The sequence below is a fragment of the Moorena sp. SIO4A5 genome, from assembly GCF_010672005.1.
Taxonomy (GTDB): Bacteria; Cyanobacteriota; Cyanobacteriia; order Cyanobacteriales; family Coleofasciculaceae; genus Moorena.
The window spans coordinates 1-19,646 of record NZ_JAAHHZ010000065.1 but is presented as its reverse complement, the minus strand read 5'-3'; the positions used below and the strand labels follow the sequence as shown (position 1 = coordinate 19,646).

The following is a 19,646-nucleotide window of genomic DNA, read 5'->3' as shown; positions in this document are numbered from 1 at the left end:
GGAGTTTATTTTTGCTTGATTAACTCAGTACAAATGGAAACAAAATCGGTGGCAACGTCTGTCCAATCTCTAGGAGCAAAGTTATCATAAACTTGTTGCACCATTTGAGCTAATTCTTGTCGATGCTTGTGACACCATTGGAGCTGGGCAATAAAGCTTTCTGGATCGCGAATGGGGACTATCCAACCGGTTTGTCCATTAACTACTAAATCAGGCCCTGAACAATTGGTTGTCGTTAAGATCGGAAGTCCTGCTGCTTGGGCTTGGGCTAAGACAACAGCATAGCCATCTTCTATGGTGGTAAAAACAAACAAATCAGCCCAGTTGTAGTATTTAGGCAAGCTATATTGCGGCTGTTTATCAATAAAATCAATCGTTTTGCAACTATGTTTTGCCAATAAGGAAGCTTCTGGAGCAATAGCCCCAACAAACTTAAAAGTTAGTTGAGGGCTGCATTGATTGGCAATTTCTACAAAGTCTATAGCACCTTTGCGATAAGAGAAAGTACCGACCATTAATACCCGAAGTGCCTTACCTGATAGAATGCGATCGCAACGTTCCTGAATCACTCTCTCATCTGGACGGAACTTATCAAGTCGCGCTCCCAACGGGAGCATTCTTAGTTTGCGTTGATCAATATTTTTATCGATGAAGGACTGCTTAGCAAATGAAGAGAGCACGCAAATGGCATCAGCAAGCTGATATTCTTTTTCTTCACGGTGAATAATCCATTGGCTAGGCTTTTCAATAGAGGTTTTGGCTCGTTGCTCTTCTTCTGAGAGTAACTCAAGCTGGGTGCGGATGTGGGAAGACCCTCTAACTAGTGTCTTGGCAATTGGTTGATCGACTAATGCTTGAAAAAGCTCTTCAGCAATACCACTGAAGACATGAATAACATCATATTCCCCTTGAAGGATTTGGTTGGTTGCCCATTTTGAAAATGATATATGCAACAGGGATTCAAAGTTGGGTGTCTTGAGAATATGGTGCAATCGGTTCAGGATACGACTCAAAAGACCATGAATCAGAAAACTTTGAGTATGGGTACGTGGAATCCCAAACCCCTCAACAATATGCTTGGGATAGTTGGTGAAGAGAGTGACTTGATAACCTTGATTGATGAGTTCCCGGGCTAAGTCGAAGGCATAAAAGCGTCCATGAACAACGATGGCGATTTTTAAGGGCATTAGGCTATTGGTTGACGAAAGAAAGCATGGTTTTGAGTCGATCGCCATAGGTATGACCCCCTTGAGTAATCAAACGATAGGCATTTTGAGCCAGACGTTGACGTTCGGCATCGTGGTTTAATAGCCAATGGGCTTTTTCTACCATTTCTGTCAGTGTTTTGAAATAAATGACAGCTTCCCCTTCCTGGCCAAAGATGTCTCGATGTTCTTGGGTATCTTCGGTTAACATACAGGTACCAACAGCAGGAACTTCAAAGGTGCGCATACAGTGACCGTCGCGATTGGCACGACGCACTAAGCAAAGGCCAATTTTGGCGCTGCTGAGAGCTTTACGCAGGGTAGGGACATCGGCTTGGCCACGGGTGTGTGTACGGGTTTCTGGGTAGCGTTCCCAGTAACCACCGTATAGATCAACTTTAAATCCAGCTTTGATCAGGGCACTGATGTAAGGAATGCGATCGCGATCAGCTCCGCCTGCAAAAACAATATCTGGCATCGAAACATTGTCATTCACTTGATCAAATTTCTCAGGGTAAAACAAGTCCAGATCGTAGGCGAAAGGGAGATATTCGACTTGCCGACAGCCAAGGTTTAGTAAGTCACTGATGACAGCATGACGAGGTGAGAAAACAATGTCGTAGTGGGGTAATGCTTTTAAAAACCAAGGTGCATAATGGGCAGGGTTCCACGGATCGTCTGTGATAAAATTAATTCTCTGGACACCCATTGAGCCGATTTTTTGGAGTGTGGTTTGACTAATGGGAGTAATTCCAGTCGTAAGTAAATATTGCGGACATAACTGACCAATTATACGTAATACTTCTTGCTCGATTTTTTTTAATTTAGAAGGGTACTTTCCTCTTATATGCCAATTGTATAACTTTAGCCAGCGTGGTGCTTGATATGCGTTTTCCCTATTCTGAAAAACTGCAGAAATTCCAAGATTATTTGCTGCTTTGAGAAAAGAACCTCCAATATTAGTACCACCCGATATACCAATAATCAGAATCTTCATTCTTTTTTTCCTCGTTTTTGTAAAACCTCTTGATAGGCTTGTGTAATTCCGGCAGCGGCTTTTTCTACAGAGTATTTACTCACATGATTACGGCAATTTTGATGGACATCTATGCGATTAAATAATGATATAAATCCCATAATTGCTTGAGCTAAGCTTTCTGCAGAATTAACCTCAAATACTGCTCCAGTTTCTCCTGGAATAATTAAATCGGGAGCACATCCAACGGCATCTGACACAATTGCTGGTAAGCCATGATGTAGAGCTTCATTAACTACTAAACCCCAGGTTTCTGAATGTTGGCTAGGTAGGATAAGTAAGTCAGCAGTGTGGTAGTAGCAACTAAGAGCAGTTTGGTTTTGAAATCCGAGAAAATGTGTCTTGATACTAGGTTCACAGGCAGCTTCTTGGTTAAGGCTTTCTGCTAGCTCACCATTGCCTAAAAACATGACTATAATCCGATCTCGAATTTTGCTAGGTAAGTGTTTAGCAGCTTTCAGGATTAGATCGGGGCGTTTGCGATCGCTCAGTTTCCCAGAAAAGAGTAGTACGACTTGTGAATCGCTTATACCGAATTTTTGACGGGTGGTACGGCGGCAAGTGGTGTGATCAATATCGTTCAGTTGAAAGGGAGAGGGATCAATACAGTAAGGTGACCGAATGAGTTTTTCCTCGGGACAGCTAAGGCGTTGGAAATGTTGCTTAGAGCGTTGTCCGATATAGAGGAGTTTTTGGCAGTTATGATACAGCAACTGTAGAGACATATCTCTTATGCACCTCTTAAAGGAATTTCTACTACGGGCATGATCAGTAGTTTCTGCTCGAAATAGTATCGGATAGCGAGATTTCCAAGATTTAAAAATAGCAGATTTATAGAGGCGATGTTGATAGCCAGTCAGGAGAATTGCCTTGGGCTTGAGGCGATCTAATGTCTGTGATAAACCTTTCGCAGAGACATCATCAAAACATAAGGCTCCTCCTTGGGAAACTTGAGAGAGAAAGATGGAGTTGTATCCTGATAAAAGATCAATATCCCAAGCGAAAGTTGTCCCAAATTCTTGGTCTTTATAGCCCTTGATGCTGAAGTCGGAACCGTAGACAACAGTGAGAGGAATTCCGAATTGTTTTTGAAGGGAACGATATACTGGTGCACGGTATTGGATGGGATGGGTATCAATAATAGCTAACATACTAAATACAGCGGTTTGCAATTGGTTGAGCTACAAATTCCTGGGTTTTATAGAACAGGGAACAGGGAACAGGGAACAGGGAACAGGGAACAGGGAACAGAGAAGAGTAAAAAAAATCTGTGTACCTGATAGTCATGAAAAACGCTGTATTTGACATTTTATTGTTGACTATTTTTAAAAAAAGTAGTTTAAAAACATAATAGTTTATTAAAAATAGTCATAGATCTAACAATTAGTGATGAATGTTTTCTTTATAAAATATATATAAAAATAACTGCACCAAGCCTTTTATAATTTGTAAAAAAAACTATTGACAAGAATAATTTTTATAATTTAAATTATTCACTTCAACTAACATCTATGAGCCGCTCTCTAGAATTGAATTTAATGGCTTACCACCTGAAATAAAACTACTTAATCGCCAGATTTTGTAGCCAGCTTCAGTTAAAACTCGTTGAGCATCACCGACTCTTGCTTCTGGTACACGTGCTTCTGCCCAGTCACAGAACTCAAACAGAATAATAGGAGGATGAGATGAGTGAAGTAAAGACTGAGATCCTCTAAATACAGCAGCTTCATAGCCCTCAACATGGGTGCATCTCACTTTTGCTGTTTGAACCTGTGGTGCGTTACGGGACGGACTGTCCCAATACTGGCTACTGATAAAATCAGAGGCTTTCCGTCCCTAACGCACCCTACCCAACTCTTGTTCCCCCACCGGTGCGCTCTTCTTCGTCGAATTAAATTCGCCACGGGTCGCACCGCAAAGTTGGGGGGCTAGGGGGGCAAAATTCAGTATCAAAAAACTTTTCAGATATCCTCTAAGTCAACACCTGTATAGGTAATATTTTTTGTTTGAGAGGTGATTTCCTTCGCACTACTCCCATCACCACAGGCAACTTCTAGAACAGCTGAGTTATTTGGGATCAGTTTACACATTGCTAGCTGGGCATCGTGTATTCCATATTGCCAATCGCAATTTATACCCTTTATCCATTCAGAATGATAAAGGGATTTTGTATAATATTCGGTCATACGATGCTGAAGATCGAGCAATATATTATGATTATCTGGATTGATTGCTGACAAGTACTGCTGAGCTTGTTTGTTTGAAATTAACATTACTTGGTATAAAAAAAATGATTCGGTGTATTTTTATTTGCTAAAACTTAATTGTTCGAGCTTATTATTTAATTGTGGATGGTATAAACCCAAAGAAACATGGCGGGAGTAATGTATCAATAGCGAATGACTTTTATAACCGCCTCAAATTGTTTCTCATAATTCCACTCTTCTAAAATCCGTTTTCTACCGTTTTCGCCCATTTCTCGCATTTCTTTTGGATGCTCCAGATACCACCGTAAGGCTCTGGCAATACTCTCTGGATCTTCGGGATTGGCTGCTAAACCATAACCAGGTTCCACATACATTTCTTTCCAATCTGGGAGGTCAGAAACTAACAGTGGTAGAGCACAGGCTAAGTAATCGAAGGGTTTATTAGACGCACCTGGCATCGGCTGCAAGCTTTTAGCAGGAAATAAAGAGAGACCCACATCACTAGAATGACACTTCTCTAAAAGTTCAGCTCTGGTGGGTACTGTTCCTAGATACTTAATACGGTCAGAAATATTCAATTGTTCGGCTAGTTCCTGCAAATATTTCACATAACCGATGTGACCAATAGTTTCATAACCAACAATCCTTAGCTTGATACTTTCTGGTAATTTAGTCATTGCCTGTATAATTGTTTCTGGCAATTGAGATGGAACAATTGAACCGTGATATAATAGCCATAGGGTTTGACCACCCCAGGGTGATCGTGGTGGCATCACTTCTCCTACTGACGGACAGTTCCATACACATAGTGATGGTTTTTTATTGTTAACTATTTTGTCGAAGCTATCCGCTCTTTGCTGATTAGGTAATATGCAAAAAGCGGCGCGATGAGCAAGCTTTTTACGAGTTGCCAAGCAAAACCTAATAAAACTACTTCCAGGGGTTAATCCTGGTGAATCGTGTTCGTGGTAAATCAATTTTAGGTTAGGCAAGAAACTTAAAAATAAGGATATTGGACAAGCTAACAAGTCTGATGCATAAATCCATTGCGGTTGCCAGCGCAATGTCCATCCCACAACCCAAATACAAAACCAAAGGTAGTGTAACTTCTGTCGCCAACCTGAAGTACAAAAGGGAATTTGCTTGACTTCGATGTTGGGATGGGGAGGAAAGCTCAGGTTATTTGCACCTAGCGCTCCAGTTCCAAGAAAAATAACTTGCCAACCTTGATCAGCAAGAATACCAGAACTGTGCTCTAGAGGTGGGTAGCCTGCTGGATTTGTGTACTGTACATATAAAATACGAGTTAATATATCAAACTCAGCTTTATTCGCATTTTTTGGCAAAAGTTTCACCATACTGTTAATGTCTAACTAAATTAAAGCGTTTATCGAATTTATGAGGTACAGTCATTTTTGATGTTGATTGGCTGTTCCCTCTTGCCTGTTCCCTAAAATTCCGAAATTGTGTACCTCATAGTTATGAGAATTGCTATATGTATCTACATCTGAGGGAGATAAACAAGCTATAATTTCTAAAAAATGATACTTTTTTTCTGAAATAATATTGACTAATTGTTCATAATTTAGCCATGATGATAGTTCACCAAATAATCCTTCTTCAAGAGAGTAAGCAAATATAACACTTGATGAAAATTTAGATAATATAGAAAGACACTCAAGTGTTTCATCAAAAAAAACAGGTAAATTAGCCTCAAACGAAATGAATTTTATAGCATAGCTCAGTCCTCTGAGTGCATTAACTTCATATCCTTCTATATCTAATTTTATATAATCAGGAACTCCATACAATTATATCAATCGATCTAGTGTTAAAATATCAACATTATAGAAATTAAAAAATGTCAGTGAATTTTTAGTTTTATACCAATCCGGTTTATTATTTTCTAGGTGATTCCTCCATTTATCACTTAAAGTGTTTAGGCAAGAACCAGCAGATTCAACATAACAAGTTGCTCTACCTTCTTTGTCTCCAACTGCTACAGGTACAACCGTAACGTTACTTCTATTCTTGAATTTTTTATTTAAAATATTAACACATTTTTTATCGGTTTCAATGCATATTACTTTATTTTAAAATCGTCGATATATATCCGTTTTGCTACCACCATTTGCCCCAACATCAAAGATAATTTTATTGTGTCCTATTAAGTTTTTAAGTAATGAAATCTCTTGTTCTACTCTTTGTCGGTGTTGAGGCATAAAAATCGAGTAATAGATATCGTATATATCAGTGTATTTAATTGCAGGATACACACCTATAAGAGTTAAAACATCTCTAAAAAATTTTTTAATCATTAGACATATCCAATAATATGTAATCCAGTTACAGCAATCACAATAAGTGGGTCAAAAACTCATTGAATATTGATCCATAGGAACGATTTAATGAGGTTTTGTAATTTCAAAATTGGGGAGCTAGGGGGCTGAAATAATTCCCAGAAGTTTGCCTTGACTTTATTCCCAAACAGAGTACCGTTTATGATGTCATGGATTCCCCGAGAATAAAAGTCTATGGTGAAGGCGAATTGCAAACCCAATATCATGACATTGGGAAGTGGAGACCTCCGTGAACACTGGAATTGTAGGTTGATGCAGTGACAGGCTAAATTTTTCCATTCGTAGCCACCACACTAGATGTCCATGACGGTGAAATTATAAAAGATATTCCGGATAGAATTGAGGCTCAGATTTAAAACCTTTCAGCCGATAGAGATTCTCTAATTTTTGATTCCTAAAAGAGTTAGATTATCTGAGGTTTTATAGAGATTAATTCCACCTGGAGAAGTATTAAGTAAATGCACACTCTTACATGACTGACAAATCTGACGATAATTCTTAAAAATAGAATATGAGTAAGCAAGCCCATCACCCTCAGAAATTGTATATCCCCGACCTTTAGTCTTAATCCAATCCGCGACAGGCCACAGACCCATAGAGTTCAGAGTTTGTTTGATAGTGCGAGATAAAAAATGACCCTGGCCAAAGTTATTGCTATCAGAAATGAATATTCCCTTTTTAGCAACTCTGAGCATCTCTTGGATAGCAACTTCGGGTGTCCTAATATGGTGCAACACACCAAATGCACACACTAGATCAAATTGACCATCCTCAAAGTGCAGCTGTAACCCATCACCTTCTGTTAAGGTTTCAGGTAATATACCTTTAGCATAAGCTATTTCCCGTAATTATCTAACAGGCTCAATTCCCCGGACAATCAGATTAGGACATTGTTGTTTCACGGGAAGCATTGATCTACCCGTTCCACATCCAACCTCCAACATCGACTCAATATCAAGAAATTCGATCGCTCCCATCATCACGCACAGAGCAAAGTAATGGTTATCTTTTTCATGAACGTGTAGAGAGTCTTACTTGTTGGCTGTTTCAGCGTACTAACGACGCTGAATTTCTACTTCGGAAGTCGAATCAAGTGTATTTTTCATATTTTATGAATTTTGAGAGATTAATTTGGTGATCGCCGCTTGGTATATTAATCTCATGTGTTTAGCAACAGTCTGCATATCTTGGGGTGGCAAAATACCCGATCGCAAGTGTGTCAACTGGCTGCGATCACCACACAAATCGCGAATCTTCTCTGCCCATGCCTCCACTGAAGTAGGTTCCACTAAGATCCCATTTACTCCATCCTGCACCAATTCAGCAATCCCACCTAACCGTGAACCGATCACCGGTATACCAGCTGCAAATGCCTCTAATACAACGAGCGGTCCGGTTTCTAAGCATTGGGATGGTACCGCTAACAAATCGTAATTAGCAATGGTTTGTACAACTTCTGTTGAGGCAACAGGAGACTGGAAATGAATGCGAGTATCTTGATGTGCTAGGGTTTGTAGCTGCTGCTGGTAGGGGTCAGCGATTGTAGCTTGAGAAATGCCGTAAATATCTAAGGTAACGGGTAAGTCAGGCACTTGTGACAATGCCTGAATTAGCAGATGTACACCTTTTGTGGGATCTAACCGCCCTAAGAACACAAGCTTAAGCGTAAATGAACCGGCACTTGCTTGAGGATGTGCGGGAGTGACTGGATGACAGAGTCCTTGCCTTAAAACGGTAATTCTGTCTTCGGCAACTTGGTTCAGTAACAAAACCTGCTTAACCCAATCACATACAGCAATAATATGATCAACTTCCGACATCAAATTATAAAAGGCTTGTTGACGGCATTCCATCAATTCGCTCATTCGCAAGGCTGTCCAGACTCCACCCCAAAGCCCCAAGGCTCCAAGGCTATGTCCAATCTTGGGTGGTAATTTGCCAATCAACTGAGCTTGTGGAGCCCCCATACCCATGCCTTGTAAAGTGCAGGAGGTGCATGTGACTCGGTCTAGCTTACCGGAACAGATTTGAGTTCCATTTTTCAGCAAAGTACCGCGCTGGCAACTAACAGTAGGGGTATGGTAGGTGAAGATAATAGGAATCTGGAGTTGTTTTGCAGCTCTGACAAGGCGAAGGGAAACACCGCTGGTGAAAGCGTGGAGATGAATAAGGTCAGGTTTTTCGCGATCGAGGATTTGACTAAAGTTTTGTGCAGCTTGGGGGTCCCCCAAGCCATACAAGTTTCTTAGGTCTGGGAGAGTCGAAGATACGGCAAACCGTTGGACCGGAAGTGCTTGATGGTGGTAAATTTGATTTGTGGAGCTAGGGGCAACAATGATGATGTCAAGTCCTTGCTGTTGGAGATGGCTAGAGAGGGCTTCAACGTAGATTTCGGTACCACCTACTGGGTCGGGATAGAAGCAGAAGGGAACTTGGATTATTTTCACTAATTTCTAGGACTAATACCAGTTTTCAAAAGTAGCATCATACTTACAATAAAAACATGACCATATACATTGGCTTTCGTAATCTGTATGTATGTCATGACTTTTGATTTTTGGTATAACCAAATAAAAGCGATTTGGCTAATGCCTTGGATTTTTCATAGGTTTGCTGACCCAGCATCGTGCCGAACAAACGACGCATGACGCCAAAATCTAATAACAGCTGGGATTTATAACGAATTGCTTGCAAGTAACAACGTCGAGCGTCTTCAATCATTTGACAGCCAAAGTATTTATCGGCATAAGTTTGATAGTTAGTGGCATAAACTCTTTTTCTAGCTTTCTGTTTCTCTAAATGACGATCGGGTTCGCTGAAGATCTGTTCTAGAACTTCAAACGTAATTTTTTCACCCGTTTTATCCAAAATCACGGATTTGTGATGGTTTTGCTGGTGTATCCGATAATCTGCCAAAACGCGATCACAGTAATAAAATTCCCATTTCTTAGCAATACTAGTCGAAAGATACCAATCACAAAAGTCAAAGCCGCGAGGTATAGGTAAACCTTCAGCCCATGCTTCTTTTCTAGCAATAGTCGTTGGAGCAGGTAAATAGTTCTTTTCTAACAATGGGATAAGTTCATTCCCCTTTGCTGGACGATTCTGACGAGCGACATTGCCTGAACTATTAGTGATTTTTCCTTCAGAATCAATTAAGGCAATATCACCATAAACCAAGCCCACTTCAGGATACTGTTGCAAGATTGGTACAACAGTCGTTAGAAAATCGGAGCGATAGCGATCATCTGAATCAATTCGAGCGACAAATTTTCCTCTGGCTTCCTCAAAACCTCGATTAACAGTGGCAAAAGCTCCTTGATTCTTGGTATGCCGAATATAATGGAGTCGAGGATCTGTATAAGAACGGACTATTTTTTCAGTATCATCTTTCGATGCATCATCAACAACGACAATTTCAAAATCATAATTACCTTCTTGAGCCAAAATACTGTCGAGGCATTCACCAATATACTTTTCTGTATTATATGCGGTTACTGTAAAACTGACTAAGGGAGTTAACAAAGAATGAGTTGACATGACCACATTGCTCCAGTTTGGAAATAATTTCTTGACTATTTGATAATATTAATCGAATCAATTGACAAATAGACTCGATCGTTTCTGGAGTAATCGTCTGTCCTGTAGGTAATAGAAAGACTCGATCTGTTACTCTCTCCGTATTTGGCAATAACAAACCAGCATGGGGAAAATAAGATCGATAAGGTTCCATACGGTGACAACCAGGATGGAAATATCGTCTGGCTAAAATATTTTCAGCCCATAGGATTTCGATAAATTGATCTCGACTAAAAGGCGTAACTTCAGTATCTAATTCACAAACAATATATTGATAATTACAACTCTCATGGCTGTTATAATTAAGTATATTTACAGCAGGTATATGTGCTATTTGATTTTGATAAATATTATAGTTATTTTTGTTTACTTCGATTGTTTTGGATATATTTTCTAGGGATGCTAAACCCATAGCAGCACTAACTTCATTCATTTTTCCATTAGTACCAATGTAAATGACATTTTCATAGCCTGAAAACCCAAAGTTCTTCATTAATCGAATTTTGGCTGCTAGTTCGTCATCATTCGTGACAATGGCTCCTCCTTCTAGGGTATTAAAGAATTTAGTCGCATGAAAACTGAAAACTTCTGCATCACCGAAGCCACCAATCATTTGACCGTGATAGGAGCAAGCAAAAGCATGGGATGCATCAAACAACAGTTTCAGGTGATGCCGAGTAGCAATTTCGGTGAGTGCTTCTATATTGCAAGGTTGTCCCCAAACATGGACACCCAAGATACCCGTTGTCCGAGGTGTAATCAGGGCTTCAACTTGCTCTGGATCAATCACATGAGTTTGGGGATCGATATCACAGAAAACAGGCGTAATTTCCTGCCACTGTAAAGCATGAGGTGTGGCAATAAAGGTAAAGGAAGGAACAATAACCTCACCACTGAGACCAGAGGCTCTGATAGCGATTTCTAAGGCAACAGTGCCATTGCAAGCAGCAATACAGTGTTTGACACCAAGAAAATTAGCTAATTTATGCTCAAGTTGTTGGACAAACGGACCATTATTAGTCAGCCAACGATTATCTAAAATTTTATTGACATGTTTGAGGAATTGCTCTCGATCGCCTATATTAGGGCGACCAACGTGTAACTTTTCAGCAAAAGCAGGCTGTGTGCCAAATATGGCTAAATCATCCACTTTATTTTTAAACACCATTAATAATCTCCCGAATAATTTTTATACAATCAAATACGTTGCAGTTAAAATCGCCAATGCACTGGAACATTAGGCACAGTATTCTGAATTTTTTTGACGATTTCGGCATCTATTTTTCCTAAATAAACAGCTTCTAAATTAGCCGCTAATTGACTAGAGTTTCTCATTCCTGGAATTACAACTCCAACTTGAGGATGATGTAAAATATAACGCAAAGCTGAAACCGTAATTCCACCTGGTAATTGATCTAGAAACGATAATTTTCTTACATTATCCAGTAACCATTGACGATCTCTATCAGGTAAATACTTGCGCCAATCGTTATTAGCAAAATCTGGATCTTGATGTAGATACTTTTGACGTATAAATCCTGATGCTAAGGGTACTCTAGCAACAAATTTGTATCTGGAACTTAATTTATTGATTAAGTACTGTTCTGCCCGTCTATCTAAGACATTAAAAATAGCTTCGATTACGGTACCAAAGGATTTTTCTATTACTTTTAATGCACCTTTTATCGTTTTAGAACTAACGCCATACTGCTTGATATATCCTTTTTGGATTAATCCTTGAAGGGTACTGACATCATAGCGACTCCAGTCAAAGTCATCAGGGGGACTATGAAAGAGTAATATATCAATGCAATCAATCTTTAAACGTTTCAAGCTATTGGCAACAGCCTGCTCCAACCATAGTGATGAAAAATCCTGATAACTACGACCTTGATTATCTTTGCGACATCCGAACTTCGTACAGATTGTTAATCTATCTTTAGGATAATGCTCAATAGCTTTACCTAAAATTTTTTCTGCTTGTCCCTCGCCATAGGTATCAGCGGTATCAAAGAACTTCACTCCCGAATCTAGAGCTAGGTGAACAGCTTGAATAGCTTCTGCTTCTTCAATATCTCCCCAGCCCTTATGTTGACCATTAATAATATTTTCGCCACCAAACTGCCAAGTACCGAACCCTAGTTTATTAGTTAACACTTTCATCTTGGCTAATTTGCTCTAAATGCAGGTTTTTGTGCTTTCTAGAATACAAGACTACCGACCCCTTAATTAGAGTTCTTTCACCTTTATCAGTGGTAAAAAAGGCAGTTCGACCATGCAGAAGTCTTTCATCATTAAAAAATACTGCATCTCCAGGATTTAAAAGTATATTTGTAGTAATTTGACTATTATGAATCCTGGTTTCCAAGAAATTTTGAAACTTTTCTACTAAGTTTTTCGCTTCTGGCGTATCTTCTGGATCTAGTCGATAGTAGTTATAATTTAATCGATATCCTAGCTCATCTTCGGTAATTATTGGCTTAGTTTTATGATGATTATGTCTGGAGAAGCAGATAGAGATACTTCTTAAATCTTCTAATAATTGATACTCTTGGTCAATCTCTAAAGCTTTGACGAGTAAATCGCTATCTAGGAAAATAGTTGCACCACCTAGTTTCGCTTGGGAAACACAGTAAAAATAATTAACTGCATCATGATGATTGAGATAGGAATTATCTGTATGTAAAGGTTGACGAGTATTACTGGAACGGTATTTATTTGGTTGTGCTGGATCATAACTGATATCAATCCAGCGTTCGCCAGTTTTTTTACCAGTTTTTTTATCTTCATCCATATCAATTACCCACCCTAGAGAATCACTCAGTAAAGTGAAAAATTCATGAATTGGTAATTGAAAATCGAAACCAACTAAATGAACTAATTTATATTGTTCAAGGGCTACTTGAATAGCTTTCACAGTTGAGTCAGGAGTTGAATACCCAATTTTCTTGTAAAAATCCATTGTGAATATTATGCAGACTGATCAATTTTTCTCATAATTTTTGCAGGAACTCCGTAGGCAACTACACCAGGGGGAATATCTCGAACAACAACTGAACCAGCTCCAACAATCGTATTCATCCCTATGGTAATGCGATCGCTTACTACTGCACCAATCCCAATCCAAGCACCGTGTTTAATCGTTGCTCGACCACCAATATGCACCCCTGGACCGATGTGAACTCCATCTTCGACAATACATTCGTGATCAACACTGGCACTGGTATTAATGATCACGTCTTGACCAATTTGAGCTGCTGGGGTAACCACTGCTCCAGCACAGATGACTGTACCAGAGCCGATATTGACGTCTGGTGCAATGATGGCTCGAGGATGAATGGCGGTTAGGAGATCAAAGCTGAGTGAGCGTAAGTAGTTACTTTCACGTATTCTGGCTTGATTGTTACCAATGGCAACAAAAGCACAATTGATTCCCTGTTCTTTTAGAATAGTCACTTGTTCTCGACCACCCAGAATTGGTAAACCGTGAAAGTAGCTACCGTGAAGCTGGGGATTAATATCGTCGATTAAACCAACAATTGAATAGTTTGTTTGTTGAGCCAATGCATCAATTACTACTAGAGCATGACCAGAAGCGCCCCAAACAATTATCTTTTGCATCTTGGTGTTTTACGATTTAGCTAATTTCAAGAATTTTCTGGCATAGTCTAATTGAAGTTCTGAATAGCTCTGACGTGCAATTATTTCCTTTTCCTCATCATATCCAAGAGTATTTGACTCAAAAGCTACCAACATTTGTTTTGCTAGTGTCTCAGGACTATAAGGATCGAAAAATAATCGGTTGGGTGGATCTTGCTCCTGATGAACCGGAATATCAGATAGTAATAGAGTTTTACCCAATAGTCTGGCTTCCTCTACTCCTGTATGCCACCCTTCAAATAAAGATGGTTGTAAGAGTGCAATACTACCACGTAGGAGTTGAAACTGATCTACTTTTGGGATCAAACCCAGTACTCGCACATCATTATGTAAACCTAGCTGATGAATACAACTTAGAAATTTGTTGTAATAGCCAGGATTACGATAGTCATAGATATCTCCTGTAAAGACAATCGGCATAGCCTGATGCCGATCTTTTAGTATTTTTAGCGATTTTAGCACAATGAAATGATTTTTAGTTGGTGCTAAAAGATTGCTGACAATTAAATATCTTTCTGGTAAACGATACTTGCTAATAGTTTGAGTCGGAGAGAGACTCCACCATGTATCATCAGCAAAAACTCTAAATTGTAAAACAAATGTTTTCCCTTTTGTGTGGGGAAAGAGTTCTAAACAATCTCTCTCAGCATGGTGGCTACTCAAAACAATAGTCTGTGCATTGTCAGCAATGTGTCTAAATGCTTGTTTCCTCTCTTCAATTTCCTGTGTATTAGAAGCTTGAGGATAGTGCTTATATTGAAAGTCAGGGATCCATTCAGCAGATCTAAACGATTGTCGATCTGATTTGGATGTCATTAGTGGGTAAGCAAATGTAGTTCCTATTGAGCAAAGGAATTCTTCAAGTCGGGAATTAAATGATTCTTTAAAGACTCTTTTAAGTTTCCATCTAACTCTATTTACAAATGTAAATGGATCGAGAATTGTGTTGCTATCACCACAGATTTTCAGTTTTGACAAAAAATCATCATAAGCCTTAAGTTCTTCTTGCCCATTTACCAACAAACTCAATTCAACACTATTTAGTTCTTCATCAGGTAGAGATAAAATAGCACGTATTAAATTGCGTGTATATTGTCGTCCACCTTCCCAAAATTCACCTCCCTTATTAGAGATAACTATGTGACATTTACTATTATCCATGTTACTTTTATCAAACTACTTTTAAGACATAGCATCAAGCTTTTTTTGATATTTTTGAATGACTAGTTTTAGACCTTCATCAAGCATAATTGACGGACTAAAACCTAGTTTTTGGAGTTTACTAGTATCTGCACGCCATCTAAGTGCATATCCACTAGGCGAGGCTCCATCAAAATATAGTTCACAAGACTGCTGTGATAATTTAATAATTCTGTTGGCAAGCTGCTTAATCGTAATTTCTAATCCGCTAGCAAGATTGTATACTTCACCTTGAAGCTTTCCCTTGCTAACAATAATCTCTATAGCGCGCGCAATGTCTTTACCATGAATAAAGTCACGAGACTCATCTCCTGTTCCTAGAACAGTCACTGGTTTTCCATTAGCGGAAATAATTTTGGATGTTAAATCCCAAATTACTTGACGTTGTAAGCGTTCACCATAGGCTGAAAAAATGCGTAATATAGAACCACGGAGATGATGGAGAGAAATATATTCTTGAACAACTAATTCTTCCATATATTTATGATACCCATAAGAAGATACTGGGCTAATCAGTGTGTCTTCATTAATTGGGAGTAAGGAAGGATTGCCATAAACAGATGCGCTTGAAAGATTGATGAAAATACAATTAGGAGCAAATTGACGAATTGTATCTAATAGAGAAATCACTAAAACTGTATTAGCATAAAAGTCTCCTAATGGATCTTTCATGGACAATCCAACCGATGCTCGACCTGCACAGTTTACACAAAGGCTGGGTTCAAAGCACTTAATAAGGTTGGAAAAACTATCATGAGGTAACTGTAAATTATAGTGAGTCTCAGCATAAGGATTGATACTCCCTCTACCAACAGAAATAACTTGCCAGTCTAGTTCGGAAAAATACTCACAAACATGGCCACCTATAAAACCACTACCACCAACAATAATCGCTGTTTTCATTATATTTTACTTGCTAGAAAACTATATTCACGCCCAGGTGTTTTACACCGAAAATTAAGCCACCGACAATACAATTTAAATAAAGTATTTTGGTGACTTAATCTTTTAGATATCGACTTAGGAAGTCTTTGACTTAGACTTCTGTACAGTTGCTCTATAAGACTTGATCGGCTATGTAGAGGAGCCCAAGAAACTGGATGTTCAAAGGGTGCATAGCTCTTGCAGAGCTTCAAACCTGCTGTTCTAATTGCTGATTGATATTCAATTAAGCTATAAGCATTTTCGCCGCCGTATAAATAATGCAATGGATGACGATCCAAAAACACCTGAAGTTCTTCTGGTGTTTCAGCTATATGTTCTTTCACAGCTAGAAATTTTCCCCCTGGCTTAAGAACTCTAGCTATTTCCTGACACATTTGTTTTAAATCTGTTGCATGGTGCAAGACAGCGCGACAAACTACATAATCAAAGGTATCTGCATCAAAGGGTAACTGTTCCCCCATTTCCTCTACAACATGAATACTAGTACCAGTAGCATTACACAGTTCTTTGATTGCGCCCGCACCCACAGTAAAGCTAGGATCTGGTTCTAGTGCGTAGACTTCACAACCAGACTTGGCAAAAGCCCAGCTCATTATTCCGCGACCTGCACCGACCTCTAAAACTTTATCTTGAGGAGTAAAATTTAATATCGATTGTATTGATACCCATTCTTCACTTTCATAAAATCTCTTAGCAGCTAGTTCTATTGGGTCATCGTAGTAGCAATTTTTTACGAGAGGTTGCATTGACTCGGTTTCTTTTGCCCAAGTAACAGTCTGTTCCCAAGTAAGCATTTTAATTATTAAATACTAAATATTAAATACAATTATTACGTATTAATGTATATCCATCTAAAATCAAAATTGGTATTATTTATACAAGAGATTTAATGACTATAGCCGGGTTTCCTGCAACCAATTTATATGGAGGGACATCTTTAGTTACAACAGAACCAGCACCAACAACTGCTCCTTCTCCAATTGTAATTCCCTTAAGAATAATTACGTTGTAACCAATCCATGATTTATCACAGATTTTTACGTTACAAATGTTAACATGTGTCCAATCTTTTTTTTCTTGAATATAATCTACTACATCATTAGATCTTTTCTCTGAGTCTAAAGAATGTGAATCATGATCAAAAATACCACCACCGGAAGAAATCATTACATCATTACCTACATCTATATGACTAGCACAAAATAAATTTACGCCAATGTAATTTCTGTCACCAATTGTAATAGCATATCCTTCCTTATCAAAATAAATATTGCCCACAATTAGACTTTGTTTACCGATAGAAAGTTTAGACTTTTTTTCAAGTGTATTTTATCAGTATAAACTTGAGATATTCCATGTAATTTGAGTTCAAACTCTAAAGACAATTTCTTACGATCAAAGTCATCCTTTTTGAACAAAGATTTAAGCAAATTCAACATTTTAAATATCATAAATATGAGAAATGAACTAGAGATAGTTAGCATGACTGACCTTACGGGGTGAGAACAAAGCTAGAAGGTAGACTGGATCAGAGTCATAGCTCTTTGACCCCTCTGAAAAAAAGGCAGTTTATTGGATTTAGTTCTCATTAATTGTTCAGCAAGATCTGACCAAAACTCCATTCTTGATGCAGTCGCTCATGGGGGAAACCCCCATGAGCGACTGCATCAAGACAAGGTATTTAAGGGATTATCTGTTTGGGGAAAGAACTCTATAGGTTGGTATTATGGGTTTAAGCTACATCTTATCATTAATGATCAAGGAGAATTATTAGCCTTTCAATTGACACCAGCCAATGTGGATGATCGAGTACCAGTACCCAGCTTAGCACAAAATTTACAGGGAAGACTTTTTGGAGATAAAGGATACATTTCCAATAAATTATTTAAAGAGTTATCTTTACACTCCCTCAAGCTGATTACTCCTTTTAAGAAGAATATGAAGAATCAGCTAGTTGAGTTGTGGTAAAAATTTATGCTAATAAAACGGTCATTGATAGAAACCGTTAATGACCAATTAAAAACTATTTATCAAGTTTATCATTATCGTCATAGAAGTGTCTCTAACTTTATGGTCAATATGATAGCTGGTTTACTAGCTTATACATTTAAAAACAAAAAAGCTTATTTAAAATTAGAGAAAAATGAACAGGAAAATATACCCGCTTTAGTCGGGTAATTTTTACTGAATCTAATTTTTTTTATAGGTTTTAATTTAGCCTAATTTAATAAATTAAGATTAGTTTTTTGCCGGTGTTTATTATCAATAATTACCCTTAATTGACATAAGTCTTTTCTGGCTTGGTTTTCAGTCTCCCTTTCTACATCGAACTTAGGTAAAACTCGACCCATACTCCAGCGCCAGTGTCTCTGACGTTAACTTTGTCGAACCATAGAGCGAAATCGGTGGAGCCGTTGAAAATACTTCACTAATACCCTGCTAGCTGAACCCCACTGGCCAAGCAGACGAGCTATCTACACAAGGTCGAAAAGCCCGATCATGCACCTCTACCTTTAATTGTGCCAATGGCGGAATCGAATATACCCGGCTGGTTGAGAGCAGTATGAAACCTGCATTCCAAGGCTTGCACGCCTCCAGCAGATTAATCGTTCCACCCAGATTATGCTCAATGAGTTGACGACTACTCGATTGAGCATCGACCCCTGCTAGTACACTAGAATTCGCTGCACAATCAATCACGCAATCAAAGGGTTCCAAAGATTCCAAATCACTGGCATTACGAATATCGCCATGAACAACCTTCACGTCTTGTTTGGTCAAAATCTCACGATTTAGCCAAGAGCCTGACCGAGAAAAGTTATCAACATTCGTAATGGCTAAATTTGTTTTGTGTTCAAGTAAGGCTTTAATCAGCGTACTACGACAAAGCCACAAATTCCTGTAATAAAATGTCCCATAACCTTTCTAGAGCTACTCCCTTAAGCTGCAACCTGACTACTCTGTAACTTCCAATAGCGCGCATAGCGCTCACCTTGATGCAAAAGCGACTTATGGGTACCGTGCTCCACAACCTCTCCCCGCTCTAGCACTAAAATCTGATCAGCCTCAGCAATGGTTGAAAGTCGGTGTGCCACAACAATCACTGTGCGTTCCTTCTGGAACTGTTCCAATGCCTGCTGAATCAACTTCTCGGATTCACTATCTAAGGCACTGGTTGCCTCATCCAAGATTAAAATCTCTGGCTGTTTAATTAATGCCCGTGCCAGAGCCAATCGTTGCCGCTGTCCACCCGAGAGTCGATAGCCCCGCTCACCCACCACGGTTTCGTATCCATCAGGCAAGGCCAAAATAAACTTGTGGGCTTGAGCTGCTTTAGCTGCTTCCACCACCTCATCCAAGCTTGCTGACGGACGACCGTAACGCAAATTTTCTAAAATACTGTCATTAAAAATAAACGTATCTTGACTGACCACCCCGATCTGTTGCCGCCAGT

The 19,646-nt window shown here is 39.0% G+C and carries 22 protein-coding genes and 1 pseudogene; 1 reads left to right on the top strand and 22 read right to left on the bottom strand.

From position 1 onward, the window contains the following. Positions 1-5: 5 nt before the first annotated feature. From F6K57_RS20120 to F6K57_RS20030, 20 genes are all read right to left on the bottom strand, one after another. Entirely contained in the window at positions 6-1,187 is a 1,182-nt protein-coding gene (locus F6K57_RS20120; RefSeq protein ID WP_293070214.1) for a glycosyltransferase family 4 protein, read from the bottom strand. Between the two features lie 4 nt (positions 1,188-1,191). Continuing rightward, the gene (locus F6K57_RS20115) at positions 1,192-2,202 is read right to left on the bottom strand and encodes a glycosyltransferase (RefSeq protein ID WP_293070212.1); all 1,011 of its coding nucleotides are present in this window, start codon (positions 2,200-2,202) and stop codon (positions 1,192-1,194) included. Further along, a complete protein-coding gene (locus F6K57_RS20110) occupies positions 2,199-3,392 on the bottom strand; it encodes a glycosyltransferase family 4 protein (RefSeq protein ID WP_293070210.1) in 1,194 nt (397 codons plus the stop codon). Before F6K57_RS20110 ends, F6K57_RS20115 begins: the two co-directional genes overlap by 4 nt. 1 nt (position 3,393) lies before the next feature. Further along, positions 3,394-3,549, bottom strand: coding sequence for a hypothetical protein (locus F6K57_RS20105; RefSeq protein ID WP_293070208.1), 156 nt, complete (start codon positions 3,547-3,549; stop codon positions 3,394-3,396). Positions 3,550-3,750: 201 nt separating this feature from the next. Continuing rightward, a complete protein-coding gene (locus F6K57_RS20100; RefSeq protein ID WP_293070206.1) occupies positions 3,751-3,996 on the bottom strand; it encodes a hypothetical protein in 246 nt (81 codons plus the stop codon). Between the two features lie 206 nt (positions 3,997-4,202). Further along, positions 4,203-4,514, bottom strand: a complete 312-nt coding sequence (locus tag F6K57_RS20095) for a class I SAM-dependent methyltransferase (RefSeq protein ID WP_293070204.1) — start codon at positions 4,512-4,514, stop codon at positions 4,203-4,205. Positions 4,515-4,630: 116 nt separating this feature from the next. Beyond that, entirely contained in the window at positions 4,631-5,806 is a 1,176-nt protein-coding gene (locus F6K57_RS20090; RefSeq protein ID WP_293070202.1) for a glycosyltransferase, read from the bottom strand. A 51-nt stretch (positions 5,807-5,857) separates the two neighbouring features. Then, on the bottom strand, positions 5,858-6,259 hold the full coding sequence (locus F6K57_RS20085; RefSeq protein WP_293070200.1) for an FkbM family methyltransferase: 402 nt from the start codon (positions 6,257-6,259) through the stop codon (positions 5,858-5,860). Positions 6,260-6,541: 282 nt separating this feature from the next. Then, entirely contained in the window at positions 6,542-6,766 is a 225-nt protein-coding gene (locus F6K57_RS20080; RefSeq protein ID WP_293070198.1) for a hypothetical protein, read from the bottom strand. A 422-nt stretch (positions 6,767-7,188) separates the two neighbouring features. Then, complete coding sequence (locus F6K57_RS42085; RefSeq protein WP_364303610.1) at positions 7,189-7,629, bottom strand: class I SAM-dependent methyltransferase; 441 nt, start codon at positions 7,627-7,629, stop codon at positions 7,189-7,191. Positions 7,630-7,917: 288 nt separating this feature from the next. Next, positions 7,918-9,255 (bottom strand): glycosyltransferase, encoded by a 1,338-nt coding sequence (locus tag F6K57_RS20075; RefSeq protein WP_293070196.1) that lies wholly within the window; start codon positions 9,253-9,255, stop codon positions 7,918-7,920. 94 nt (positions 9,256-9,349) lie between these two features. After that, on the bottom strand, positions 9,350-10,348 hold the full coding sequence (locus F6K57_RS20070) for a glycosyltransferase (RefSeq protein ID WP_293070194.1): 999 nt from the start codon (positions 10,346-10,348) through the stop codon (positions 9,350-9,352). Continuing rightward, complete coding sequence (locus F6K57_RS20065; protein ID WP_293070192.1) at positions 10,293-11,555, bottom strand: DegT/DnrJ/EryC1/StrS family aminotransferase; 1,263 nt, start codon at positions 11,553-11,555, stop codon at positions 10,293-10,295. The genes F6K57_RS20070 and F6K57_RS20065 overlap by 56 nt, the downstream gene beginning before the upstream one ends. A 44-nt stretch (positions 11,556-11,599) precedes the next feature. Next, positions 11,600-12,550, bottom strand: a complete 951-nt coding sequence (locus tag F6K57_RS20060) for an aldo/keto reductase (protein WP_293070190.1) — start codon at positions 12,548-12,550, stop codon at positions 11,600-11,602. Beyond that, complete coding sequence (locus tag F6K57_RS20055; RefSeq protein ID WP_293070188.1) at positions 12,534-13,304, bottom strand: TauD/TfdA family dioxygenase; 771 nt, start codon at positions 13,302-13,304, stop codon at positions 12,534-12,536. The genes F6K57_RS20060 and F6K57_RS20055 overlap by 17 nt, the downstream gene beginning before the upstream one ends. A gap of 53 nt (positions 13,305-13,357) precedes the next feature. Further along, a complete protein-coding gene (locus F6K57_RS20050) occupies positions 13,358-14,008 on the bottom strand; it encodes an acetyltransferase (protein ID WP_293070186.1) in 651 nt (216 codons plus the stop codon). Positions 14,009-14,017: 9 nt separating this feature from the next. Continuing rightward, a complete protein-coding gene (locus F6K57_RS20045; protein WP_293070184.1) occupies positions 14,018-15,208 on the bottom strand; it encodes a glycosyltransferase in 1,191 nt (396 codons plus the stop codon). A 21-nt stretch (positions 15,209-15,229) separates the two neighbouring features. Further along, on the bottom strand, positions 15,230-16,150 hold the full coding sequence (locus F6K57_RS20040) for an NAD-dependent epimerase/dehydratase family protein (RefSeq protein ID WP_293070182.1): 921 nt from the start codon (positions 16,148-16,150) through the stop codon (positions 15,230-15,232). Beyond that, the gene (locus tag F6K57_RS20035) at positions 16,150-16,986 is read right to left on the bottom strand and encodes a class I SAM-dependent methyltransferase (protein ID WP_293070180.1); all 837 of its coding nucleotides are present in this window, start codon (positions 16,984-16,986) and stop codon (positions 16,150-16,152) included. Before F6K57_RS20035 ends, F6K57_RS20040 begins: the two co-directional genes overlap by 1 nt. Positions 16,987-17,065: 79 nt before the next feature. Next, positions 17,066-17,470, bottom strand: a complete 405-nt coding sequence (locus F6K57_RS20030) for an acyltransferase (RefSeq protein WP_293070178.1) — start codon at positions 17,468-17,470, stop codon at positions 17,066-17,068. 294 nt (positions 17,471-17,764) lie between these two features. Between F6K57_RS20030 and F6K57_RS20025 the strand changes: the two are divergent. After that, a pseudogene (locus F6K57_RS20025) lies at positions 17,765-18,370 on the top strand (IS982 family transposase). A gap of 261 nt (positions 18,371-18,631) precedes the next feature. Here F6K57_RS20025 and F6K57_RS20020 read toward each other — a convergent pair. Continuing rightward, on the bottom strand, positions 18,632-19,087 hold the full coding sequence (locus tag F6K57_RS20020) for an NAD-dependent epimerase/dehydratase family protein (protein ID WP_293070176.1): 456 nt from the start codon (positions 19,085-19,087) through the stop codon (positions 18,632-18,634). A gap of 44 nt (positions 19,088-19,131) precedes the next feature. Next, the coding region (locus tag F6K57_RS20015; RefSeq protein ID WP_293070174.1) for an ATP-binding cassette domain-containing protein at positions 19,132-19,646 on the bottom strand (515 nt) is incomplete at its 5' end.